This is a genomic window from Rufibacter sp. DG15C, from assembly GCF_001577755.1.
Classification (GTDB): Bacteria; Bacteroidota; Bacteroidia; order Cytophagales; family Hymenobacteraceae; genus Nibribacter.
The window spans coordinates 638,671-663,967 of sequence record NZ_CP010776.1; the positions used below are offsets into that span (position 1 = coordinate 638,671).

Genomic DNA, 25,297 nt, shown 5'->3' on the forward strand with positions numbered 1-25,297 from the left:
CTTTTTTGTTTAGGCTTTTATTAAAAAAAGCTCCTGCCCGCTCAAGTAATAAAGCTCCAAAGCACCCTTCCTCTTTTAAAACTCTTTATATTTATTCCAGAGCCGCACCCAAATCCCAAGTAATCTACTCTATGCCAGGAGGTAATCAGCTAGTGGAGCATGAATCCCTAGAAATTGACAGAGAAAATATATTAGTGAGCATCTGGCTGTCGCCAACAGACACGCTACAGTATATTCTACGCTACTGTCCTCACCAGCATTTAACAATTCTCTTCATTCTTGGCGGTATAGTCAGGGCAATTGACAGAGCTTCAGCGCAAAATGCGGGGGACCGCCTTCCCACGTATGCCGTTATTTTGTTTTCGGTGGCTGGGGGCGCTTTGTTTGGCTGGATGTTTTATTATCTATATGCTTGGGCTTTGCGCGTGACAGGTGGCTGGCTAGGCGGGAAAGCGAAACTATACGAATTCAGAACCGTGCTGGCATGGTCGCTTGTCCCCTCTATCGCCTCTCTTTTCCTATTACTACCTGAGATACTCATTTTTGAGGATGACGTATTTAAGAGCTCATCCTCAGAAGCATCAACGTTTCATAGCACTATGTGGATTGTCTTCGGGGCAATGCAACTCACCTTGAACATATGGACGTTTGTCATCTTGGTGAATGGAATTTCCATCATTCAGAATTTCTCTTCTGCCAGGGCTACCTTCAATGCCATATTGCCTGGGTTGGTGTTGTTTGTTCCCTTTTTGTTAAGCCTAATCTTCAGCTACCTGCTGCAATAGCAGGTAGCCTTCCAACATTGCTTCTATTTTTGGCCCGTTTTATGGGAAACTGGCCAAAAACAGCAATTGAAACAGTCAAAGAATCAACTGCCTTCCTCTTTCCAATTCATCTATAAATTCAGAGGCATACAGGAGTCTCTATACATCCACAATAGTACAAAGCTTAAGTTGATATAGTTATATTTATTTTTATATAAACAATTAATTATCAAGCATATTACTAATACCCAAACTATTTTATGCTATTTTTGTGGATATTTTTTACAGCTACAGAAATCCTTATCATGTCACAATTAACTACCGCTCATGCCACCATGAGTTGGAGAGAGGAAGACAGCGTGCTCATTGCCAAATGGTGCGGCGCTGTATTTAGCAGAGAACTAAAACAGATTGCCCAAGCCTTATTAGAGAAGACCCAGGAATTCAAGCTCAACAAGTGGTTTTTACACTTAGAAGAAATGCAGGACATTGATTTCCAAGATGAGAACTGGCTGTCAACGGTGTGGCTTGAAAACTTCTTGAGTCTGCCTATTTACAAGCTCGCATTAATTCCCTCGCAGTACCTAGACAACCAAATGTCTATTGAACAGCTGATTAAGGTGGCCCAGGTCATGAAGCCCCTGGAGGTGCAGTACTTCACAGAAGAGCAAGAAGCCTTGTCCTGGCTGAATGAAAAAGCCAATACAGACCCTCTGGCGTATTTCACACAAAATTAACACAAGGGCGCTCTGCTTCAGGGAGTTTCTGGTACCTTTGCGCTTCCTTCCATAACCTTATTACATGAGAACATTCTTACGCCCTCTCCTGCTAGTACTTTTGGTGGGTTGGTCTGGCTTTTTTACGGCCTTCGCCCAATCTGCCCCACCTGCCAACCTTTCTGGCTCAGAATTAAAAGCCTGGCTACGTCAGAATTGGTATGACGGCAAACGCGTTGACTTGGGCTATGATGCAGCCCGAGGCAAAATGTACAACTACGTAGACAACTATGACAACAAAGTGACCTGCGTCTATTCTGGCTACCAAGAGAGCAACCCGTACAGTGAAACCAACACCTCTCCTTCCTTAAACGAACTGAATTGTGAGCACACCGTGCCGCAGTCCTGGTTTAACGAGGTGTCTAGAATGAAATCTGACATTCACCACCTGTTCCCAACGGTGATGCAATGGAACAGTGACCGCGGCAGCGACCCGTTTGCTGAGATTCCTGATGCCCAGACCCAGAAATGGATTAGGTTGTTGTCGTCGCAGACGTCCATCCCTACTTCTAATATTGACGAATACAGCGAGGACACAGGCTCCCAGTTTGAACCGCGCGAGGACCATAAAGGAAACTTGGCCCGCGCGGTTTTCTATTTCTACACCATGCATGAAGGCCAAACCTTTGACGCTGGCAAAAACGTGGTAAGCGCCGTGGGCGATCTACAGACCCTTTACAACTGGCACTTGAAAGATCCGGCAGACGCCCGTGAACTGGAACGCAACAACCGCGTGCAAAGAGCCCAAGGCAACCGAAACCCCTACATTGACTACCCAGAGCTAGTAGCCCGCGCGTACGGGTTTGCTCCTGTGGTGTGCACTACTACCACCGCTGCCAGCCAACCGGTCTTCACAGAAGCCACACCCACCTCGTTTAAACTCACCTGGACCCAAGGCAGCGGCGACCGCCGTTTAGTAGTGGTAAAAGAAGGTTCGGCAGTTAACTTTACTCCGTCAGGGGCATATACCACCGGCGTGAACGCAGACTACTCTTTGGCGACAGACCAAGGCAATGGCCAGAAAATTGTCTACAACAACACGGGTAATACCGTGACGGTCACTGGGCTGGTTGCTACCAAAACCTACCACATCCAGATTTTTGAGTATTGCAGTTCTAATACAGCATATAGCACCGCCGCTGCACCAGCAAGCCAGGTAACCTTACCTGATTACGCGTGCGCAGGCATGCCTACCCAGAATGTGACATCTTTGGCCTCTTCGGCCATTTCAACCACTGGTTTCACCCTTAACATGACCGCCGGCAACGGTGACGGCCGTTTGGTATTCATCAGAGAGGCGCAGGCCGGGACCTTTGCCCCACAGGCAGGAGTTACTTATACAGGCGCCAACAGCAACTTCAACTTAGCTACCGCTCAGGCAGATGGCTCGCGGTTGGTGTATGCAGGCAATGGCACTCAAGTGTCTATCTCTGGTTTAAGAGCTGGCGTTGATTACCACGTAGCGGTATTTGAGAGCTGCTCTAATGGTTGGCAGTATGCTGCCAGCGCTTCTGCCCTGCTCGTGAAAACAGCACCTGGCGCCGGTGGCACGCTGCCATCTACAGTATTGGCCCGCCAGACGTTTGAGACCACCGCGACAGATGGCTGGGAAGTTACTTCTGGTTTCAGTAGCTCAGAGGTGAACACTGGTACTCCTAACGGCCAGCGCGTACACGGTGGCACCAAGTCTTTACAGGCTACTACCACCTTGCAAGAGGTAATCTTCAAACCAGTGACCACCACCGGCTATAAGGACCTGGTTCTTGAATTGTTCAACAGCTCAGTTTCTACCACCACCGGCAACGGCATTGAATCTGGTGACTTCTTGGAAGTGTACACGGCTATCAATGGAGCCAGCTTTTCTACCACCCCAGACATCAAAATCACCGGCGATGCCAACGACAACAACGCCCGCTATGGCATGGACGGCACTTTGCTGCTAGAAACCGTGGCTGGTACGCCTTTGGTTAAGACATTTACAGGTTCTGCCCTGCCTACCATCGCGCAAAATGCGGCGCCGTCTAGGTTGTTGGTGCAATTACCAACTGGCGCCACCTCAGTGCAGGTAAAAGTGCTTTTGAAAACCAATTCAGACAAAGAGTACCTCAACATTGATGACGTGACTTTGTATGGCAATGCTCTCACCACCACGGGCCTTGCTAAGGACCTAGAGCAGCAGATACGGGTATACCCTAACCCATCAAAGGGACTGGTGACTGTCAATGTACCTGCTGCCGTTAAGGTGCAAGGCATTCAAGTACTGAATGCCGTTGGTCAAGTAGTGCACCAATCAGAATTCACCAAAGGCACTTCGCTTACCTTAGACTTGCGTCATTTACCGGCCGGGGTGTATTTCTTACAAATGCGTACTACCCAAGGCACTTCTATTAGAAGGATATTGCTCAACTAACGGTTAGCGTTCCATGAAAGAAGAAGGGCTGCCCCAATTGGAGCAGCCCTTCTTCTTTCATGGAACGCTTTGTCTCTATCTAGGTTAAGGTATCTTGCTGAAGGCCTTGCTGCCTATTTGCTTCTAGTTGTTGCAGATACGCCGCTTTCAAGGCATCTAGCCGACTTACAGCCGCCGACCTAAAATCTTCTACCGGCAGAAAGCCCGGCGTTGCAAAGTCACTCGTGGACACACCGGCTGCCTCTTTAAAAAGAGTTATAGTACCTTGCTTTTCTTTCAATTTGTAGAGCATAACGGTGTTCTTAAATGACACAACAAAGTTACTGACTACCAGATAGCAATTGAGGACTTTTGGTTGTACGCAGAAAAGCTCACGATGAACGCCTTCTATAGCTGGTTAAACGCAAAAAGTACAATTACACTATATGCCTAGTGGCTAATATGAATGCTTTCTATAAAAATGGTTATTTTTGCATTGGTTGTTTTTAGCTCATTTCCCAGAAAACAGCCCAAAAACGATTGCCATGCCCTTAGTACCGTCTAGTTCCTACCGCTCTCCGTTTTTCCTGTTTAACGGGCACCTGCAAACCATCGTGCCCAGCACGTTGCGCAAAGCCCCGGCGGTGCAGTATGCCCGGGAGCGCATTGACACCCCAGACCAGGACTTCCTGGATTTGGACTGGTCTTGTGTGGGTGCCAACACACTAGTGGTGATCTCGCATGGCTTGGAAGGCGACACCCACCGCCCGTACATGAAAGGGATGGTCCGCGCCATGAACCAAGCGGGCTGGGACGCCCTGGCCTGGAACTATAGAAGCTGCAGCGGTGAGCCCAACCGGTTGCTCAGATCCTACCACATGGGGGTGATGGAAGACCTGCATCTGGTCATCACCCATGCCCTAGAGAAGCACCAGTACCAAAAAGTGTATCTGGTGGGTTTTTCCATGGGAGGCAATTTAACCTTGAACTATTTGTCCCAGTGGGCCGCCCGATTGCCTATACAAGTGCAGCGAGCCGCGGTCTTTTCTGTCCCCTGCCATATGCGCAGCGCCTGTAATCAGTTGGCCAAGCCGCAGAACCGTGTATACATGCGCCGCTTTCTCAACACCCTGCATCAAAAATTGCAGCTTAAAGCCCAGAAATTCACGGTAGACTTGGCGGATTACCACCAGATTAAAACCTTTGAGCAGTTTGACAACCGCTTTACGGCGCCCTTGCACGGCTTTAAGGATGCCGCAGACTATTATGAGCGCTGTAGTTCGGTTCTTCATTTGCAACACCTTCAAATTCCTACGCTTTTGGTGAATGCCAAAAATGACCCGTTTCTGTCTGCAGAGTGTTTTCCCTTGGAACAGGCGCAACAAAATCCCTATCTGTTTTTAGAAATGCCAGAGACCGGGGGCCATGTAGGCTTCACCGAAAGCTTCATGGCCGGCACTTATTACTCAGAGAGAAGAGCCGTGGAGTTTTTGCAAGGCACCGTCTAACTGTTTTTGGCCTGTTTTCTGGAAAAGAGGCTAAAAACGAAAGAGACGCGTTGAACGCGCGATTTCTACCATTCACCGTTTTTATATAGCGCCAGGCCAATTCCTATTTATATTTACCTCGGTTCCTTTTGGTATTCAACAGACAATTGTTTTGCGGCACCTTTCCATTATTTTTCTCATCACAAAGTTTAGGAGAATTACACATAGGCGTTTGACTGGCGTTTTGCGCACGATGGCCGCGCCAACTTTATTTTTAGGCCTATTACACCCAGCAGCTGCACAGACAAGCCAGAACACAGAAACTACTTTTCAAGAGGCACGCACTTTGGCGTTTGCCGGTAACCGCCAACAAGCGAAAACCGTGCTCCGTCAGCTTTTGCGGCAATCCCCAAACTACCAAGACGCCCAGATTCTGCTTGGCAGAATCCATGCCTGGAACGGCCACTATGATTCGGCGAGGCTGGTGTTGACGCCCTTAACTTCCCCAGAATCATTTCACCTTGAGGCTACATCGGCGCTCACCGATGTGGAACTTTGGGACCACCACCCCGAGAAAGCCTTACAGCTCACAGACTTTGGATTGGCAAGAGACCCTAAAAACCAGGACCTGCTGTACAGACGCGCGAAAGCTTTGCAAATGTTGTCGCGCCAACCTGAGGCCGACGCTACGCTCCAAAATCTTTTAACCTTAAATCCTGGGCATGAGCAAGGCTTGGCTTTGGCTGAAATATTCAAAGAGGAATCAGCTAAAAACAGTGTGTATGCCTTGTATGAACTGGATGCGTTTAGCAAGGCCTTGGACAGCTGGCATACGCTTTCTTTGGCCTACACCAGACGCTTAAAACAAGGCAATTTGATTGGCCGCGCGTATGTAGCCAACCGTTTTGAGAAGACCGGAACCTTGGTGGAGGCTGATTTCTACCCTAAGCTGAATGACAATTATTACCTGTACTTGAACGCAGGAGGCTCCACCGCCAGTTTCTTCCCCAAATTCAGATCAGGGATATCTCTGTTCAGGAACATGGGCCACGGGTTTGAGTTGGAGGCCGGGCTGCGGTATTTGCGCTACGCAGAAAACACGGTTATATATACCGCTTCTGTGAGCAAATACTGGGGCAAGTTCTGGTTTTCGTTTAGGCCGTATTTTTCGCCTGGCCAAGAAGAGATTGCCCAATCCTACTTCCTGACTTTGCGCTATTACTATGGGGCCACAGATGAGTTTTTGGGCTTGACGCTGGGTTCTGGGTTTTCGCCGGATGACAGGAACAAGGACCTCTCGTTGCTTCCTTCAGCTACTTTGCAGTCAAGCAAAATACGTCTGGACGTTCAAAAGAAGATTGCGCCGCTGCTTTTACTTACCGGTCGGTTGGGCTTAGATTACCAAGAGTATTCACCTAGCGCCTACCGGAACAACTACACCGTGGGCCTAGGACTGGACCGCCGTTTTTGACCTATTTTCTGGAAATTAGCCTAAAAACGGCTTGTTATAAAAAAGCGGCGAAAGCTCAATGAAGGGCCAACGCCGCTTTTGAATGTACTAGTCCAGAATCTTACGCCATTTCAAAGATCTTACCTGGGTTAAGGATGCCATGCGGGTCAAAGGTTTTCTTGATACCGCGCATGAGTTCAAACTGCTTTTCTTGCAGGGCTATGTGCATGTACGGTTTCTGCACCAGACCAATGCCGTGCTCTCCAGAGATAGTACCGCCCAGCGCCACGCACAGCCTGAAGAGTTCTTTGATGCCTTCGGTGAGCTTGTTGTTCCAATCGTCGTCAGACATGTCGCCTTTGATGATGTTGATGTGCAGGTTGCCATCGCCGGCGTGGCCGTAGCAGACGGATTTGAAGTTGTAGCGTTGGCCAATCTCCTTCACGCCTTTGAGCAGGGCTGGCAATTCGGCGCGGGGCACCACGGTGTCTTCTTCTTTGTAGATGGAATTGTAGCGCACGGCATTGCCTACGTTGCGTCGTAGGCGCCAGATGTCTTCTTTCTGCGCTTCGGTGTCGGCTAGCAAGACTTCACCGGTATTGAATTTCTCCAGCACGCCGTACACGCGCTCGGCATCTTGGTACAACAAATCCAAATCCCAGCCATCCAGCTCAATAATCAGGTGGGCCTCAATATCCTCGGGCAGCGGCACGTCTATCTTTAAATAGTCTGAGGACCATTGCAGGGCCTCCCGCTCCATGAATTCCAGCCCCGACGGTGTGATACCCGCCATGAAAATCTGGGCCACCGCCGCGCAGGCCTCTTCTGAAGACCTAAACGGTACCAGCATCACCACGTTCTTAGGCGGAAACGGAATGAGCTTGAACACGATTTTGGTGATGATGCCCAAGGTGCCTTCACTGCCAATCATGAGGTGCGTGAGGTTATAACCCGTGGAATATTTTAAGACATTGGCACCGGTCCAGATGATTTCGCCGGTAGGCAAAACCATTTCTATGTTAAGGACATAATCACGCGTCACGCCGTATTTCACCGCTTTTGGACCACCTGAAGACATGCTCAGGTTGCCGCCCAGAAAGCAGCTGCCTTTGCTGGCCGGGTCTGGTGGATAGAAAAGTCCCTTGGCCTTGACCGCATTCTGGAATTCCTCATTCACCACGCCGGGCTCTACCGTGGCCTGCAGGTTGCGCTCATCTATGTTAATAATCTTATTAAACCGCTCCATGGACAGCACCACCCCACCGTGAATAGGCAAGGCCCCGCCGCTCAATCCCGTACCAGCGCCGCGCGGTGTCAATGGAATGTAATTATCATGACAGAGTTTGGCTATCTTACTCACCTCCTGCGCGTTGGTTGGCTTCACTACTACCTCTGGATAGAAATGCAGGTCCTCGGTTTCATCATGAGCGTACCGTTTTACCTCTTCTTGCATGGCAGAGGTAAGCACAAAGGCCTCTCCTACTATCTGCTGCAGGGTCGCCAAGATTTCTGGGGTGACTGGGTTAAAATTCATTTTATAGAAAGACTGAATGGATTAACTTTAACGTTCCTAGGGAAACTTCTGCTAAGGTAAAGCTTTGAACATGTTAAATAAATACTCAACGCTACTTCTGCTAGGGCTTCTTTTACTGGTGGCCTCCTGCGGAAAGTCTTCTTATTCTACGTTCAGCAAACCAGACGAGGCTTATAAGTCTGCGCAGGAGATTGCCGAGCTCAAAAAAGCCGAACGGCAGCAGCGCCGCCTAGCCCGCAAGTCTGGCATCTTCTCTAAGGAAGACAAGAAGAAGGTGCTGGCCAAGAAGAAAGGCAAAGACTCAAAAGGAAGAAACAATGGGGTTAGCGCTAATTACAGCAGCAAAAAAGTAGAGACGGTTATTTCTACGGCCCGCTCTTTTAGAGGCACCCCGTATAAATTTGGCGGCACCACCCGCATTGGCATGGACTGCTCCGGCTTGCTCTGCACCTCTTTTCAATCCATTAACGTGACGCTGCCCCGCACCTCCAGTGAGCAGAGCCGTTTTGGACCCACCGTCTCCACCAGTGAGATTAAGGCCGGCGATTTAGTATTCTTCAGTTCCACGCAGAGCCCTAGCAACATTACCCACGCCGGCATGGTCACCGAGGTGCGTAATGGGAATGAGATTTACTTCATCCATTCCTCCACATCCCTGGGCGTTAAAGAAGACAATCTGTTTGCCCCTTATTACAAAAGAAACTTTATCAAAGCGGTAAGGCCTGGTATTTAACTTAGGGGGTTTACCGCTTATTTTTTTCCTCAGAAATGCAGCACTCAGCTAATAGAACAGGAAAACTTAATCAAAGTAATGCGCCTAGTTTAACTTGTTTAAGGCAAAAAGTTGTTTGCGTACCATCTATTTAAGCCAGTACCTGTAAGAGCTACATTTTCTTGCAATTATGTTCCCGCTATGCCTAGCATTGAAAGCAAATAAGTAGTTATCTTTGTAGTGTCAACTTACTGACTTATCTCATGATCTCTTCCTGTTGGAGATTTCTTTCTTGTTCCCCAAGAAGTTCCGTTAACATGCCCTATGTTAACCTACCTATAGCCTTACCCGCTTTTTCAAATACCAATTTTTCTTTTGTTCAAAAAAAACCCTTTATGAAGATTAAGTTACAAAGAATTTTGTGCGTTATTCCTTTACTGCTGCTGGTTTTCACGACCGCATTTGCACAGAGGACTATTAGAGGCAAGGTGGTGGACGCCACTACGCAGGAGTCATTGCCTGGTGCTTCTGTGTCTGTGAAAGGAAGCAGCGAAGGTGTTACTACTGAGGTAGATGGAACGTTCAGCTTAAAAACTACTGCTGAGAATGTCACCTTGGTAATCAATTACATTGGGTATACCCAGCAAGAAGTTGCCGTTTCTGGCTCAAACGCCGGAACTATTAAAATGAAAGGTGTTGAAAATAACATCAATGAAGTTTTAGTGACTGGGGCCAGCTATGCCATTGAAAGAGAAACTCCAGTAGCTATGTCTACCGTTACCAGCGAGGTGATCGTAGAAAAGGCCAGTCAGCAGGAATTCCCTGAGCTATTAAAGTCAACTCCTGGGGTTTATGCCACCAGAGGTGCCGGTGGAGGATATGGTGACTCTAGAATTAACATGCGCGGTTTCCAAAGTGCCAACATTGCTGTAATGATTAATGGCATACCGGTAAATGACATGGAAAGCGGCAGAGTATTCTGGTCTAACTGGGCAGGTTTAACAGATGTTACTCGTTCTATGCAGACTCAAAGAGGCTTAGGCGCTTCAAAAGTAGCCGTGCCTTCTGTGGGTGGTACCATCAATATTCTAACTAAGACAACCGACGCCCAAAAAGGTGGTTTCGTTTCTCAGGCTATTGGTAACAACAACTTCAGCAAAACGGCTTTCTCTCTTTCTTCTGGCTTGACAGAAAAAGGCTGGTCTTTCTCTGTGGCAGGTTCAAAGACTGAAGGTGACGGCTGGTTTGAAGGCTTGGCGTTTGAAGCGTATAGCTACTTCTTCAACGTTTCAAAGGTTCTTAATGAGAAGCACACTCTTTCTTTGACTGGATTTGGAGCTCCTCAATACCACGGCTCAAGATTTGAGCGCCAGAACATCCAATACTACAGAGATGCTCCACAAGGCATCAGGTTCAACCCTAACTGGGGAGTATTGAACGGCGAGACTAAAACTATCAGTGGTAACTTCTACCACAAACCACAAGTGTCATTAAACCACTATTGGACAATTGACGGTACGTCCTCTTTGTCTACTGCGCTTTATGCTTCTTCTGGTTCAGGAGGAAATGAATTCCCTAACAATGCTTCATTATTCTTAGGCACCAGAACCGGAGACAAATACTCTCCTGTTGACATTGATAAGCTTGTAGACTTAAACGTGGCTTCACAAGATGGCAACGCCGTTGCTTACTTGCAGTCTAACCGCAATGACCACAGATGGTATGGCGCCTTGAGTACTTACCAGAAAGCACTTACCGAAAACTTTGATTTATTGGCAGGTGTTGACTTGAGATACTACAAAGGAATCCACTTTAACTCTGTAAGAAACCTACTTGGTGCAGAGTATGTGTTGAACAGTGGAAACGTAAACAACCCTAACTTTAGAGCTAAGAATGGCGATAAAATTGGTTTTTACAATGATGGTATTGTGAACTGGGCAGGTGGTTTCTTGCAAGGTGAATACAAAACCGGCGCATTGGCTACGTTCCTATCCTTGGCCGCTTCTAATACTTCTTACCAGCGCATAGATTACTTCAGATACAAAAATGATGATCCTTTGCGGGAAAGTGAGAAAGTCAATTTCTTCGGTTACCAAGCAAAAGGTGGGGCTAACTATAACCTAAATGACAACCACAACGTGTTTGCCAACCTTGGTTATTTTGCGAAGGCTCCCTTCTTTAGTGCTGTGTTCATAGGCAACCAAAACCTTGCTAATGACAACGCTGAGAATGAGAAAATTTTGAGCTACGAGTTGGGTTATGGTTATAGAAGCAAGTCGCTTTCTGGTAATGTAAACTTGTACAGAACCACATGGAAAGACAGATCATTCACAAGATCTTTCCCTGGACAAGGAACTGAACTTCTGTTTGCTAACTTATTAGGAGTAGATGCTTTACACCAAGGAATTGAAGTAGACTTCAGATATGAACCAATCAACAGACTTACCTTAACTGGTATGGTGTCTGTGGGTGACTGGACTTGGTTGAATGACATTGAAGGTGTTGAGATATTTGATGAGAACCAAGTAAAGCGTGGAACTGTTCCTACGGTGACTATGGCTGGCCTAAAGGTTGGTGATGCCCCTCAGACTACCGCAGCCCTTGGGTTAGATCTTAAATTAACAGACGATTTCAAAATTGGAGCTGACTATAACTATTATGCTAACTTCAATTCAGACTTCAACCCAATTAACCTACCTGAAACCAGAGGAAACGACCCTTGGAAAGTGCCTACTTACTCGTTAATGGATTTGAACGCCGTTTTCAAGTTTAAATTTGCAGGCCTTAATGCTTCTGTGATCGGAAACGTAAACAATGTGTTTGACACTGAATACATTTCTGATGCTTTATCTAACTATACCCGTGCCAGCAATGAGGAGCCTTATTTGAGCAACGCAAGTAACTCTTTTGTGTACTATGGTACTGGTAGATCTTGGACGACTACTTTGAGAATTAACTTCTAATTAGAATTATAATGAAAAAGATATTTTATCTATTCTGTTCATTGCTGATGGCAGTTACGGCCTGTAATCCAATGGACGACGTCTATGAAGAATTGGATGCCCTTCCAAAAGCCTTCAATCCAAATGATGTAAGAAAGCTTAACATCACCATGTCTGAGGCTAACTACAAAACCTTGGCAGGCAAGCCGGGAGTAGCTTCTTACGTAAACACAAACTTCTATTTTGCCACAGAGGAAGAGGCTGGTAAATTGATTCCGCTTTACTTAAACACGGCTTATCCTAACTTTGACAATAAGGATGAGATCACCGTCACTTACAACTTGTTAACCTATTCTTTTAAAGGTAATACAGTTGCCGAGCGCGACGTTTACACCCTTACTGATGAGGATTACGCCTTAGGTGGAACAACTTTTAAGAACTTTGACAGATTCTCTCAAGTTGAGACGTACCTAAATGCCAGATATCCTACTCCCGTACAAGGCAGATTAGTAAATTTAACTTTCAACTGGTTCAGCAACAACCAATTGCCAACTACTCAAGTTAGAACTTATTCTTACTTCTACACTAATGGTCGTTGGGAAGAGACTTACTTGGTTACGGAGGCAGATTACCTAAAAGTTGACAGAAACAGAAACAACGCATTTGCTCCGGCAGATGAGGCAATGCTGCCTGGCTACTTTGACAACTTCCTTAAATCAAAGGTTTTTGGGGCCAAGGCTGGTGACGTCAAATATGTAAGCTACGCTGTCCGGATGAGCTCAAGCTCTACCTTACAGCAAGTAATGGCCATGGTGTATGATGGAAGCAACTGGACTAAGCTTACCCGTAACTTCTTTACTGAGCCCAGAACATTAACGTTTGCTTTCAACAATGGTATCTGGGTACCAGACTTGACTATCAAATACACGTTAGTCACTGCAGATTATGAAGCCATTGCCGCTTTCCCTAACGTAGGTACTGAGCTAAACAGAGCTAACCTAAAGCAATTCAAAAACTTCTATCAAGCCGGTAGCACTACTGACACCAGATACTGGACTGAAGCCCAAATTAACGCTGGTTTAGCTGAACTTCTGAAAGTAAAATATCCTAATGCTGAAGTGGGTCAAAAATACCAATTGACGTACATTGTTTACAGAGGTAGCAATGTGACAGTGCAAACCACTTTTATTAAAAAAGACAACGGCAGTTTTGAGGTTTTTAAATAGGACTCATAACTAATTAAATAAAAAAGCCCTGCTAGTTTTAGCAGGGCTTTTTTATTTAACATATGCTTGCATAATCTTAAAGGCAAAGGCTATCTTTGTTGAGTCAAATCTTATTGACCATCCTCATGATCTCTTCCTGTTGGAGATTGCCTACTTCCTCTCTTGCCCGTTCTGGTAGCATTCTTAATGTTATCTTAACAATACTCTTATCTCCTTTCTCAATTACCCAGTTTACTTTTGTTCAAAAAAAATCCTTTATGAAAAACCTGTTTACCCGATTGATGCTCATCGTGGTGATGTGTTTGCCTGTGCACCTAAGTTGGTCGCAAGGTGTAACTACTTCATCAATGACGGGTCTTATTACTGATCAAAGTGGCGAAGGCTTGCCTGGCGCTACGGTGTTAGCCATCCATGGTCCTACTGGTACACGATACGGCGTATCTACTAACGTAGATGGTAAATTCACCATCCCTAATATGCGTGTGGGTGGTCCTTACTCAGTAGAGGTGACCTATATTGGCTACCAGACACAAAAGCAAGAAAACATTACTTTAAGGCTAGCAGAACCGTTTGTTTTAAACGTGCGTTTGCCACAGTCTGGTACAGATTTACAGGAAGTGGTGGTTACAGCAGCCAATCCAAGATCTGTTTTGAATGCAGAAAGAAGTGGTTCTATAACCAACATAAGCAGCCAAGAGATTCAGGCCTTGCCAAGTATCAACCGATCTATCAATGATTTTACTCGTTTGACGCCGCAGGCCAACGGTACATCTGTGGGGGGAGGTAACTATCGGCAGAACAACGTAACTATTGATGGCTCAGAGTTCAATAACAATTTTGGTATTGGTGGAAACCTACCAGGTGGATCTGCACAGCCCATTTCTTTGGACGCGATTGAAGAGATTTCTGTTAACGTAACTCCTTATGACATTCGTCAGTCTGGTTTCATTGGTTCAGCAATTAACGCTGTAACGCGCTCTGGAACGAATGACTTTAAAGGTTCTGTATATACTTACTTCAGAAACCAAAATCAGCAGGGTAAGGATGTTGGTCCAGAAGAATTAACGCTTCAGGACATGAACTACAAGCAATATGGTTTCCGTTTAGGTGGCCCTATCATTAAAAACAAGTTGTTCTTCTTTGCCAATGCAGAGCAAGAGAAGCAAACAAGACCAGGACAGACTCGTTTTGCGGCTACTTCTAGCAGACCATTTGGTAGCCCAAGCGTGGCACGTCCTACTGCCAGTGAGCTAGATGCTTTAAGCACATACCTAAGAGAGACATATGGTTATGAAACCGGTCCTTATGAAGGGTATGACTTTGAAAACGAAAGCATGAAGTTTTTAGCCCGTCTGGACTGGAACATCACAGATAATCACCGCTTCAACATTCGTTATAGCCAGCTAGAAAGCAAAGATCCTGTAATGGTGAACGGTACATCTGCTGCCCCAGCCAGTTTCTCAAGCGGAAGTGGTCGCCAGAATGACAATGCATTGGCCTACAAGAATGCCAACTACTTCCAAGAGGCAAATTTTTATTCATTGGCTTCTGAGGTAAACTCAACCTTTGGCGGCAAGTTTGCAAATACTATCCGTTACTCATACACACGCCAAAATGACCCACGTAGCTCAGAAAGTGCTGAGTTTCCATTTGTAGACATCCTTAACACTGGTACGCCTTGGACTTCTTTTGGCTATGAGCTGTTTACCTATGGTAACCTAAGAGACGTCACCTCTCACTCTGTGGTGGATAACTTCACTTGGTTTGCTGGTAAGCACACGGTAACCGCAGGTCTTCAAGCAGACTGGTCAGAAACTCAAAATGGCTTCCAGCGCTATGGTACCAGCTACTACCGTTTCAACTCATTAGCTGACTTCTACAGTCAAACTAACCCAGACCCAGCCTTACGTGCTAAGCCAGCCGCTATTGCCATCACCTACTCTTTGTTGCCAGGTTATGAGCAAGCGTTCCCTAGCTTCAAATTTGCGCAGTATTCTGCTTATGCACAGGATGAGATGACCTTGACAGACAATCTACGTTTAACGGTAGGGTTACGCGTTGACTTGCCAACGTACCCAGAAAAGATGGCGGAGCACCCAATTGTAAAAACACTTGAGTTTGGAGGCGATCCTGCAGTAACTGGTGACGGCGAAATGTTCAACACAGCTACATTGCCTAAATCTGCTCTTTTATGGTCTCCAAGAGCTGGTTTCAACTGGGATGTGAAAGGTGACCGTACATTGCAAGTACGTGGTGGTTCTGGTGTCTTCACCGGTCGGGTACCATTTGTTTGGATAGTGTCACAAGCAAGTGATGCCGCTATGTTACAGGTAACTCAGATCTATTCTACTCCAAGTGAAATTGGAGCATTACCAAACGGTGGTGTATTCAACCCAGATCCTAACGCTTACAGACCAACTACACAGCCAGCTGCTGGAACAGTACTAGGTAGCACCATGACATTCATTTCTAATGATTTCAAGATGCCACAAACCTGGAAGAGCAGCTTAGCCGTTGATGCTCAGCTTCCCTTTGGCTTAGTAGGTACCTTAGAAGGTATTTATAACAAGGATTTGAACACTGCCTTATTCAGAAATGCCAACCTAGTTGCACCAAAAGCCTTGAATGTAGCTGGATACCCAGACAACAGACCTTTCTACCCTAACAGCAATAGAGACAAACAATATGTGACGTTAGCCAGCGGTGTTCCTTCAACAGATCCAACCGCTTCTGGTCAATACCAGGCTATTGTTTTGGACAATGCTTCTAAAGGTTACTACTGGTCCGTTTCGGCTAAGGTAGACAAGCAATTTGACAACGGCCTTTCAACCTCTTTTGCATACATTAGAAGTGAAGCCAAAAACCTTTACGATGGTAGCGGCGACCAAGCAGGTTCTGCCTGGAGTGGTACACCAACTGTGAATGGCGCTAACAATCCAGAACTAAGTCACGCCAACTATGTTGTGCCAGATAGATTTGTAGGTTCATTGTCTTATCGTAAAGAATATTTAAACCACTTTGGCACCAGCATTTCTTTATTCTATTCTGGATCTAGAGATGGTCGTTACTCTTACACGTATGGTTCTGACTTTAACAGAGATGGCGCCAATGCTGACTTGATCTATATACCAAAGAATGCTTCTGAAATCACCTTCGTTCCGTTAACTGTAGGTAGTGGTGCCAACGCCATCACTTATTCTCCACAACAGCAGAGCGACATGTTCTTCCGGTTTATTGAGCAAGATGAGTATTTAAATGCACACAAAGGCGAGTATGCAGAGCGTAATGGCGCCATGTTGCCTTGGAGAAACCAGTTTGATTTCAGAATCATGCAAGACATCTTCGTAAACGTAGGTGGCAAACGCAACACTCTCCAGTTCAGCTGGGATGTATTCAATGTTGCTAACTTCTTGAACGAGAACTGGGGCTTAGTTTACCAAACCAACCAACGTTCTATCCTAACGCCTACCAACGTATCTTCTCTTCAGACAGACGGTACTGTTAAACCAACTTTCCGTTTGGCAACAGATAGAAACTTGCCAATCTCTACGTCTTACAGACCAGTAGTAAGCATCGCTTCTACGTATTATATGCAGTTTGGCTTGCGTTATATCTTCAACTAATATTTATTTATTGACTTTTATAAAGGGCGAACCGTTGGTTCGCCCTTTATATTTACCCTCTTGCTTACAGGTAGTTGCCAATAGCTATCCCCCAGTAACGGAATCCTTTTAAATATTATTTGCAGGAAATCCCACTTTTGATTTGGCAGTTTTAAAAAAGCCTGCTATTTTTGTATCACTAACCGGGGGATTAGCTCAGCTGGCTAGAGCGCTTGCATGGCATGCAAGAGGTCATCGGTTCGACTCCGATATTCTCCACAAAAGCCTCACTAGAAATAGTGGGGCTTTTTTTATGTAAATCTTATGCCCTCCCTCTTATACATCCTCTACTCAGAAAAGCTAAATTAAGTAAAACATAAAAAGCTATGAAAAATTTACCCTTAGATTAGAATAGCAGAACACTGGAAGGAACCTCTCCAACAAAAGCGGAGCGTTGGGCCTTAAAATATTCATGCAGTTTAACGGCAGGTCAGAAGCAATACAAGGAGAAACCTCCATCAAAAAAACACAGGCGCATTTTTCTTTAATGGCTTACTAACTCAATTGGCTAAAGAGCTCCAAGGTTCTTGAGAGATTTATAGGTTCATCTCCAATACTCTTCATTTTGGTTAGAGGCTCTTACAGTTACTTGTAAGGGCCTCTTTTTTTTCAATAATTTTAAATAGTTAATTGTTTTCTTAATTATTTACACTTAATCCCAATTATTTATTTATGAAATCTTTACATATCCAAACATGTGTATGACTATATAAATATCTTTTAAGAAATAAAATCGATATACTTTTAAGTAGTATCCCTATACCTTTTAATCTATTTATTCAAATGGATTCAACAAACAACTTAGTCATTTAAAATACCATACAGTATAATAATTATATTTTTTTTTATAATGTTTATAGTTACATAACAATTAAATATTTCCCTATATACATAATCTGTTTTGTGTAATTTTAACGAAGAAGAATGCTTAATTATTAATTCTAATATTTGTCAAATTTTCTTCATGTTAAGGCAAAACATTAGTTCATAAGCAAATACTGCTTTCTAATATAAACAACTAACATTTTAAATTTTAATCACTTTATAATCTATTCTAATAATATGCATTACAAACTTACTATCAGATTTATTCCAATTTTGCTGTTCGTATGCACTTTTATTGTATGCTTCCCCAATAACCTCCTAGCACAAACAAGTTATAATGCAGCATCTGCACCCAATACATTTGCATCTCTAGGTAGTCCAGACTCTCACAAAAGACATATTGATAGCTTAATACAACATCTTGATAAATCTAGCATAAATACTGGAATTCTTTATGACAGAATATTTCCATTTGCGAATGTTCATAAATTCAATCTAGTACAACCCGATACTAGTAATTACTCATATTTTATTCAGGCATATAGTGAAATATTCAGAGCTGCCTATGACACTACAAACTTGAAAACTGTATCTGAAATCAGAGATTTATCAACAGATGCTAAGATTCAAAAGAAAGTAGCATTAGGCTTAGCTGCATTTAAATTTAATGTAATCGATACCAGTGCAATAGATTTAGGTCTAATTCAGCTAACGAATGGTCTTTATTACGATGTACCAAATAGACCACGTCATCCATATCTGACAAGAACAACGTTTATAGCCAGCCCTTTATTAAATAGAATAAATGGGTTAAGAGTAACTTACGAGTTAAATTCAAATTTAATTTTCAACAATACAGACAAAACCATTACCTATCTAATGATAGATTTTGGTGATGGATTGGGGTTAAAAAGCGTTGGCACAACAAGTTCAACTGTTGTAACTTATTCTCAAAATGGCAGAAAAACATTAAGATTTGTAGCTTCATTTAGCGACGGTTCAACAAGTACTACATATGGAGTGATAGATATAGGAAGTGATGTGGTAGATAATAGAGATGATACATCAGGAGGTGGCATTCCAGCCTGCCCAAACCCAGTAATAAAAGTTTGGAGCGGTAATACTATGCCATCGTTCCCTGGGGGAAGTAATTTAACTTTTAAAGGCTATGATGAATCTGTGGCTACTGAAGGATATGGAGAGGCCACAGTGTTTTATGCCACTAATGTAGACTGCAGCACAGCTACGGCTATAAAGAAACCATTAATTGTAGTAGATGGGTTTGATCCAGATGACCAAGACGATGCGTTTGACATTTATAGAAACAACCTATCTGGAGGCAATTTTGCTAATAATTTAAGAGGTCAAGGATATGATATTATTATATTAAATTTTCCAAAATATAACATAGCACCGTTAAACAGAAAAAGAGATGGTGGTGCAGATTATATTGAGCGCAATGCTTTTGTATTAATAAAATTAATACAAAAGATTAATGCCGAAAAACAGGGAAGTGAGCAGCTAGTAATTTTGGGTCCTAGCATGGGTGGTCTAATTAGTAGATATGCACTAGCTTACATGGAAAAGAATAATCTCCCTCATAACACTAAGCTTTGGATCTCCTTTGACTCTCCTCATAAAGGAGCTAATATTCCGATGGGTGATCAACAGTTTCTGGACTATATCGCAAAGAAGATAGGAGTTGAGGCCGCTAAATACAATAGAGATAAAAAAATTATGTCTCCTGCTGCAAAACAAATGCTAGTCAACCATTTTACAGGCACCAATCTACCTTCATCAGGAAATACCCTTTATGGCACACCTTCTAGTGCGCCAGGATTTTTCCAGAGATTTTATGATGATTTGAATGCGTTGGGCTTTCCTAAAGGCGATCCTAGTCAAGAACACAAATTCCGCAAGGTTGCTTTAGCAAATGGAAGCTTAAACGGGGTATTAGTATATAACGCTTGTCAGAAGGGTTTCGATTTCGAAGCAAAAGCCATGCCTGGTAGTTTTTTTAATAATTCTTCAATTACTACTACTATGAGCTTTTCACCAAGTTATGGTAATACTTGCAACATTTTCTCAGGAAGAGTTGATTTAGCTTCTGGAAGAACAGTTGATATGATTGCACCAAATAATACAGTTGGTATAGATGTGGCACCAGGAGGCACTTATAACACCCAAGGTATAATAGCAGGCCAGGGCGAATTTGACTATGGAGTGGCCAGTGGTGAATTTACTTCACTTGTACCAATCCATAGCTTTATCAATACCAAAAGCGCATTAGCTTTTTCAGGTACTAATCAAGATTTAGGGGAAGATATTAGTGCTAGGAACTTGACTTGTACAGGAGAAACGCCATTTAATAGTTACTTTGGTCCAGTAGGCACTAACACAAAACACGTATCAATTTGGCCTGAAGCAGCTGAATGGCTAAAAAATGAATTGTTTGGGTTACCCACAAGACCATTTGCTTATACAACTACTTCTAATGAAACTTGTTCGGGTGCTTCCGTATCAATTATTAACACTCCTCCTTCTGCTTATGTTACATGGACTGCAAGTAGTAATGTAAACCCAACTTCTGGCATTGGAACAACTGCCAATGTTTCTAGAAATCCTGGTGCTGTTGGCACTGCATGGGTAACATTTGATGTGGCAGGAACTTGTGAAGGAATTGCTGAAAGAAAATTTACAATTGGCCAACCATCTACTTATTACACAATAACTCCAGAAACTCAAGGTGATCCAAACTCCTCTTGTTTTACAGTAGGGTATCATAATTTCTTTATCAATCTGAGCGCTGCCGATGCAAACTATACAAATATCAAATGGACTTATAAAAAACTAGGGACTACCACTACCACTACAATAAATACTATGAATCCATCTGTAAGGGTTAGATTTGCTAGTACTGGTTCCTACCTAATTACAGTACAAGTTTCTAATGCTTGTGGAGCAGGTTATATAAGTACAAGAGAGGTGCAAGTAGCCACACAATGTGGCGTATACACCTACACAATGGCTGTCTCTCCGAATCCAACTATTGACAATGTAGATGTAATAATTAATAGAGGTCAGTCTACTTCTTTGAAAGCAAAAAATGATAAAAACATGGTAGAATTTTTACTCATAGATGTATATACTAATCAATCAATTAAAGAATGGAAACAACCTGCGTTTCTTGATAAGTATAATTTAAATCTAAAGGACGTAAAACCAGGAAACTATATTTTAAAAGTTGTTGAGGATGGAAACCAAATGAACTCACACATTATTAAAATATAATAATACCTATTCGAATAAAATCAAAAAAAGAAAGACCACTGTAAATACAGTGGTCTTTCTTTTTTATATAATAGCTATCTCCCTACACAAACAATCCTTCCACTGACAAATAACGCTCACCGGTGTCATAGCAGAAGGTGAGGATACGCGCACCGTTCTCTACCTCCCCTATTTTCTGGGCCACGGCTGCCAAGGAACCACCCGATGAAACCCCAATGAAAATACCCTCCTGCTGGGCGGCTCTTCTAGCATAGTCAAACGCTTCTTGCGGGCTTACTTGAATGATGCCATCTAATAACGACATGTCCATGATTTTAGGAATGAACCCCGCGCCCACGCCTTGGATGGGGTGAGGCCCCGGTTCGCCACCGCTTAGAACAGGAGACAATGTGGGTTCTACTGCAAACACCTTTAGGTTGGGGAATTTCTCTTTGAGCACGCGGCCCACGCCAGTGATGTGGCCGCCCGTCCCCACACCGGTAATCAGGTAATCCAAACCCTCCGGAAAGTCTGCCAGCACTTCCTGAGCGGTAGTGTTAATATGGATTTGGGTATTCGCCTCGTTCTCAAACTGCATGGGAATCCAGGCGTTGCCGTTTTGTTGGGCCAGTTCATTAGCTTTCTCAATGGCGCCGCGCATGCCCTTCTCCCGCGGGGTAAGTTCCAACTGGGCCCCGTAGGCGGTCATCAGGCGACGACGTTCAATAGACATAGATTCTGGCATGACCAAAGTGAGCGAATACCCCTTCACGGCGGCTACCATGGCCAAGCCCACGCCGGTGTTGCCTGAGGTTGGTTCTATGATGCGGGTTCCTTCTTTCAAAAGACCTCGCTTTTCTGCGTCCTCCACCATGGAGAGGGCAATGCGGTCTTTGATGCTTCCGCCGGGATTAGCACGTTCCAGCTTCATCCAGACATTAGCCTCCGGGCCAAACAAGCGGTTAATTTTAACGGTGGGCGTGTTGCCTATGGTTTGCAGAATATTGTCGGTTCTCATAAAAGGCGATAAGGAATTGGAAGGACTACTGATGAAAAGCGTTTAGCGAAGTAGCCAGATGTTTATGCTTCAGGGGCAATCAAACGCTAAATAGAGAAGTCCAGGACGCCTTCAGGCTCTTCGGTACGGCTCACCTTGATCTGAGCGCGATGGTAGAGTCTGGAGTACGGCCCTACGCTCTCAGTCAGCCATACGTTACCGCCAATGATACTGTGCGTGCCAATGACCGTGGCCCCACCTAATATGGTGGCACCAGCGTAAATGACCACGTGGTCCTCAATGGTAGGGTGCCGTTTGATATCCTGCATGTGTTTGGCTACGCTCAAGGCTCCCAGCGTCACGCCTTGGTAGAGCTTCACAAAACTGCCAATCTCCGTGGTTTCCCCTATCACTACCCCGGTGCCGTGGTCAATGCAGAAAGGTACTCCAATACGAGCCCCGGGATGAATATCAATTCCGGTTTTGCCATGGGCGTACTCAGTTAGAATTCTGGGCAGAATAGGGACGCCTTCTTGGTGCAGGAAATGGGCCATGCGGTATACGGCAATGGCCACAAACCCAGGGTAGGTGCGCATTACTTCCTCAATATGCCGGGCGGCCGGGTCCTGCTCCTGAATAAACTGGGCATCTTCCACAATCTGGTCATAGAGACGCGGCAACTGCTGGATAAAACGCTGGGCCGTCTCTGCCGCCGAAAATTCTCCTAGGTGCTGCACCCCTTCCAACAGGCGCACCAATTCCTTTTCCAGGAAATGGGCCTCCTGTCGCAGCGCGTGCTCCGTTTTGTAAGGAGGTTCGGCTAGCGGCGGAAACAGCATTTGCATAAGCCGTTCCAGAAACTGGCAAAGCAATGCAGTGGGTATGCGCAGCTGGTTCTGTTGGTGCAAGCTCCAAAGTCTATGTAAAAACACCTCTTCCATAATAGTATTAATACGTTTAAATCTAGATTGCGCTAACATTTTTAGGCCAGAAAACATAGCAATAGGTTTCCTTTAGGCTACTGCCCAAAAGCTCGTTTTTGGCTTATTTCCTAGAAAAGAGGCCAAAAACGACATTCATCCTTAAAGTCAATTATTAGAAGCTGAAGAGGTTATTATGTGCTAGTGGGCATGCTACCCCAAACAGGATTTTATAAGAATGTTCCTGAACGGCAAGGCTGATAATTTCAGATTCGCGTAGGTAAACACTTTAGCGTACCTTCACTTACCTATGGCATTCTGGTCCAATCTATTTAAAAGCAGGAGGGTTTCTACCAACGGCAAGCCGCCGCTGTCTGTGCAGCAGCGCGTGAGCGCCCTCAAACACCTGCCTCCGTTCCTGAAACTGGTGTGGCAGACCAATCCGCGGATGGCCTTCCTGAACGTGGTGCTACGCCTACTCAAAGCGGCGGTGCCTCTGGCCATGCTGTATGTGGGCCAATTGATCATTGACGAGGTAATCCGGCTTACCCAAGTTACCGGTGAGCCTGAACTACGCTACCTCCTTACGCTGGTCGCCATTGAATTTGGCTTGGCCGTTGTCTCAGACACACTCAACAGGGGCATTGCCTTGATTGACGGGCTGCTGGGGGATTTGTTCGCGAACCAGTCTTCCATCAGGCTCATGGAGCACGCCGCCGAATTGGACCTGGACCAGTTTGAGGACTCTACCTTCTATGACAAGCTGGAGCGCGCCCGCCGACAGACCTTGAGTCGCACCATACTCATGAGCCAGGTCCTGGGCCAGTTGCAGGACTTGGTGACCATGCTGTTCCTGGCCGTAGGCCTGGTCTCGTTTAACCCATGGCTCTTGCTGTTGCTTTTGATTGCGGTCTTACCGGCCTTCCTGGGCGAGTCTCATTTTAACGAGCGTAGTTACTCCCTGGTGCACGGCTGGACGCCAGAGCGCCGCGAACTGGACTATTTGCGCCAGACCGGCGCTAGTGATGACACGGCCAAGGAGGTAAAGATTTTCGGGCTGTCAGATTTTCTGGTGACCCGTTTTAGAGACCTTTCTTCTAAATTCTATCTGGACAACAAGAAGCTGGCTACGCGCCGGGCGGCCTGGGGGAGTTTCTTCGCGGCCCTGGGCAGCGCGGGCTATTATGGTGCCTACGTGTACATTATTCTGCAGACGGTGCAGGGCCAAGTGACTATTGGTCAGCTCACGTTCCTTGCCGGTTCCTTTATGCGCATGCGCAGCCTGCTGGAAGCCATCCTGAACCGCTTTACCAGCGTGGCTGAAGGTGCCTTGTACCTCCAGGACTTCTTCGATTTCTTCGAGCTACAGCCCCGCATCCATCGCAAGCCCAATGCCCCCGCCTTCCCGCATCCTATCCAACACGGCTTTACGTTTGAGAACGTGGGTTTCCAGTACCACAACTCAGAGCGCTGGGCCATCCGGAACCTCAATTTCACCTTGCGCGCCGGCGAGAAACTGGCTCTTGTAGGTGAGAACGGAGCTGGCAAAACCACTCTGGTTAAACTGCTTTCCCGCTTGTACGACCCCACCGAGGGACGCATCCTGCTAGACGGCATTGACTTGCGCGAGTACGACCCCGCCGATTTGCGCCGTGAGATTGGCGTCATTTTCCAGGACTTTGTGCGTTTCCAGATGAGTGCCGGCACCAACATTGCCATTGGCCGCATTGAAGAGAAAAGCAACCAGCCGCGTATAGAATCCTCGGCGCACCAGAGCTTGGCCGACACCGTCATCGCCAAGCTCCCCGAAGGCTATGACCAGGTCATCGGCCGCCGGTTCAACAAAGGCGTGGATTTGTCGGGCGGAGAATGGCAGAAGATAGCCCTGGGACGTGCCTACATGCGGGATGCGCAGTTATTGATTCTGGACGAGCCTACCGCCGCCCTGGACGCCCGCGCCGAGCACGAGGTGTTCCAGCGCTTCGCCGAACTCACCAAAGGCAAAACCGCCGTCCTCATCTCCCACCGCTTCTCCACCGTCCGCATGGCCGACCGGATTCTGGTCATTGAAAATGGCCAGTTCGTAGAGATGGGCTCCCATGAAGAGCTCCTCGCCAAAGGTGAACGCTACGCAGAACTATTCAGACTTCAGGCGAAGGGATACTTGTAAATAGTCGCGAGTTATGAGTTTTGAGTCTCGAGTCAAGATTCATAACTAATGGTTCATAGTACATAAGAACGTTTCACTTCTATGAGCCTTTGCCAACCGCAGATTCTCCCCTTGAGGGGAGCATAGAGGAGTGTTTATATCAATAGAAGAAGCAATGCACAAGAGACAAGGTA

Annotated in this window: 15 protein-coding genes and 1 tRNA gene; 12 read left to right on the forward strand and 4 right to left on the reverse strand. The window is 45.5% G+C overall.

From position 1 onward, the window contains the following. The first annotated feature begins 131 nt into the window (after positions 1-131). From TH61_RS02775 to TH61_RS02785, 3 genes are all read left to right on the forward strand, one after another. The gene (locus tag TH61_RS02775; protein WP_066505590.1) at positions 132-785 is read left to right on the forward strand and encodes a YIP1 family protein; all 654 of its coding nucleotides are present in this window, start codon (positions 132-134) and stop codon (positions 783-785) included. 284 nt (positions 786-1,069) lie between these two features. Next, complete coding sequence (locus tag TH61_RS02780; protein WP_066505592.1) at positions 1,070-1,501, forward strand: STAS/SEC14 domain-containing protein; 432 nt, start codon at positions 1,070-1,072, stop codon at positions 1,499-1,501. A gap of 64 nt (positions 1,502-1,565) precedes the next feature. Then, positions 1,566-3,950 carry an endonuclease gene (locus tag TH61_RS02785; protein WP_082780281.1) on the forward strand — a complete coding sequence of 795 codons (2,385 nt, stop codon included), beginning with the start codon at positions 1,566-1,568 and terminating at the stop codon, positions 3,948-3,950. Positions 3,951-4,029: 79 nt separating this feature from the next. On the opposite strand, the gene TH61_RS02790 is transcribed toward TH61_RS02785, so the two are convergent. Next, entirely contained in the window at positions 4,030-4,182 is a 153-nt protein-coding gene (locus TH61_RS02790) for a hypothetical protein (protein WP_197464087.1), read from the reverse strand. A 292-nt stretch (positions 4,183-4,474) separates the two neighbouring features. On the opposite strand from TH61_RS02790, the gene TH61_RS02795 reads away from it, so the two are divergent. Both TH61_RS02795 and TH61_RS02800 read left to right on the forward strand, forming a co-directional pair. After that, positions 4,475-5,437, forward strand: a complete 963-nt coding sequence (locus TH61_RS02795) for a YheT family hydrolase (protein WP_066505605.1) — start codon at positions 4,475-4,477, stop codon at positions 5,435-5,437. A 361-nt stretch (positions 5,438-5,798) separates the two neighbouring features. Next, positions 5,799-6,887 carry a YaiO family outer membrane beta-barrel protein gene (locus TH61_RS02800; protein ID WP_197464088.1) on the forward strand — a complete coding sequence of 363 codons (1,089 nt, stop codon included), beginning with the start codon at positions 5,799-5,801 and terminating at the stop codon, positions 6,885-6,887. Positions 6,888-6,987: 100 nt separating this feature from the next. Here TH61_RS02800 and TH61_RS02805 read toward each other — a convergent pair whose 3' ends face one another. Further along, a complete protein-coding gene (locus TH61_RS02805) occupies positions 6,988-8,400 on the reverse strand; it encodes an FAD-binding oxidoreductase (RefSeq protein ID WP_066505607.1) in 1,413 nt (470 codons plus the stop codon). 70 nt (positions 8,401-8,470) lie between these two features. On the opposite strand from TH61_RS02805, the gene TH61_RS02810 reads away from it, so the two are divergent. From TH61_RS02810 to TH61_RS02835, 6 genes are all read left to right on the forward strand, one after another. Then, entirely contained in the window at positions 8,471-9,133 is a 663-nt protein-coding gene (locus TH61_RS02810) for a C40 family peptidase (RefSeq protein ID WP_231862291.1), read from the forward strand. Between the two features lie 374 nt (positions 9,134-9,507). Beyond that, on the forward strand, positions 9,508-12,075 hold the full coding sequence (locus TH61_RS02815; RefSeq protein WP_066505608.1) for a TonB-dependent receptor domain-containing protein: 2,568 nt from the start codon (positions 9,508-9,510) through the stop codon (positions 12,073-12,075). 71 nt (positions 12,076-12,146) lie between these two features. Continuing rightward, the gene (locus tag TH61_RS02820; protein ID WP_066505610.1) at positions 12,147-13,280 is read left to right on the forward strand and encodes a hypothetical protein; all 1,134 of its coding nucleotides are present in this window, start codon (positions 12,147-12,149) and stop codon (positions 13,278-13,280) included. A 257-nt stretch (positions 13,281-13,537) separates the two neighbouring features. Next, positions 13,538-16,903, forward strand: a complete 3,366-nt coding sequence (locus TH61_RS02825) for a TonB-dependent receptor (RefSeq protein ID WP_071887765.1) — start codon at positions 13,538-13,540, stop codon at positions 16,901-16,903. A gap of 184 nt (positions 16,904-17,087) precedes the next feature. After that, positions 17,088-17,161, forward strand: a tRNA-Ala gene (locus TH61_RS02830). 843 nt (positions 17,162-18,004) lie between these two features. Then, positions 18,005-21,058: a hypothetical protein gene (locus TH61_RS02835; RefSeq protein WP_066505616.1), complete on the forward strand. Its 3,054-nt coding sequence runs from the start codon at positions 18,005-18,007 to the stop codon at positions 21,056-21,058. An 82-nt stretch (positions 21,059-21,140) separates the two neighbouring features. Here TH61_RS02835 and cysK read toward each other — a convergent pair whose 3' ends face one another. Both cysK and TH61_RS02845 read right to left on the reverse strand, forming a co-directional pair. Then, complete coding sequence (cysK, locus tag TH61_RS02840) at positions 21,141-22,055, reverse strand: cysteine synthase A (RefSeq protein WP_066505619.1); 915 nt, start codon at positions 22,053-22,055, stop codon at positions 21,141-21,143. Between the two features lie 86 nt (positions 22,056-22,141). Further along, entirely contained in the window at positions 22,142-22,975 is an 834-nt protein-coding gene (locus tag TH61_RS02845) for a serine O-acetyltransferase (RefSeq protein ID WP_066505626.1), read from the reverse strand. Positions 22,976-23,264: 289 nt separating this feature from the next. Here TH61_RS02845 and TH61_RS02850 point away from each other — a divergent pair, with 289 nt between their 5' ends. Beyond that, entirely contained in the window at positions 23,265-25,124 is a 1,860-nt protein-coding gene (locus TH61_RS02850; protein ID WP_066505627.1) for an ABC transporter ATP-binding protein, read from the forward strand. Positions 25,125-25,297: the final 173 nt, after the last annotated feature.

Excerpts from the sequence above, each read along its gene's own strand:
- TH61_RS02775 (WP_066505590.1), top strand. The coding sequence starts at position 132 with ATGCCAGGAGGTAATCAGCTAGTGGAGCATGAATCCCTAGAAATTGAC.
- TH61_RS02780 (WP_066505592.1), top strand. The coding sequence starts at position 1,070 with ATGTCACAATTAACTACCGCTCATGCCACCATGAGTTGGAGAGAGGAA.
- TH61_RS02785 (WP_082780281.1), top strand. The coding sequence starts at position 1,566 with ATGAGAACATTCTTACGCCCTCTCCTGCTAGTACTTTTGGTGGGTTGG.
- TH61_RS02795 (WP_066505605.1), top strand. The coding sequence starts at position 4,475 with ATGCCCTTAGTACCGTCTAGTTCCTACCGCTCTCCGTTTTTCCTGTTT.
- TH61_RS02805 (WP_066505607.1), bottom strand. The coding sequence starts at position 8,400 with ATGAATTTTAACCCAGTCACCCCAGAAATCTTGGCGACCCTGCAGCAG.
- TH61_RS02810 (WP_231862291.1), top strand. The coding sequence starts at position 8,471 with ATGTTAAATAAATACTCAACGCTACTTCTGCTAGGGCTTCTTTTACTG.
- TH61_RS02815 (WP_066505608.1), top strand. The coding sequence starts at position 9,508 with ATGAAGATTAAGTTACAAAGAATTTTGTGCGTTATTCCTTTACTGCTG.
- TH61_RS02820 (WP_066505610.1), top strand. The coding sequence starts at position 12,147 with ATGGACGACGTCTATGAAGAATTGGATGCCCTTCCAAAAGCCTTCAAT.
- TH61_RS02825 (WP_071887765.1), top strand. The coding sequence starts at position 13,538 with ATGAAAAACCTGTTTACCCGATTGATGCTCATCGTGGTGATGTGTTTG.
- TH61_RS02835 (WP_066505616.1), top strand. The coding sequence starts at position 18,005 with ATGCATTACAAACTTACTATCAGATTTATTCCAATTTTGCTGTTCGTA.
- cysK (WP_066505619.1), bottom strand. The coding sequence starts at position 22,055 with ATGAGAACCGACAATATTCTGCAAACCATAGGCAACACGCCCACCGTT.
- TH61_RS02845 (WP_066505626.1), bottom strand. The coding sequence starts at position 22,975 with ATGGAAGAGGTGTTTTTACATAGACTTTGGAGCTTGCACCAACAGAAC.
- TH61_RS02850 (WP_066505627.1), top strand. The coding sequence starts at position 23,265 with ATGGCATTCTGGTCCAATCTATTTAAAAGCAGGAGGGTTTCTACCAAC.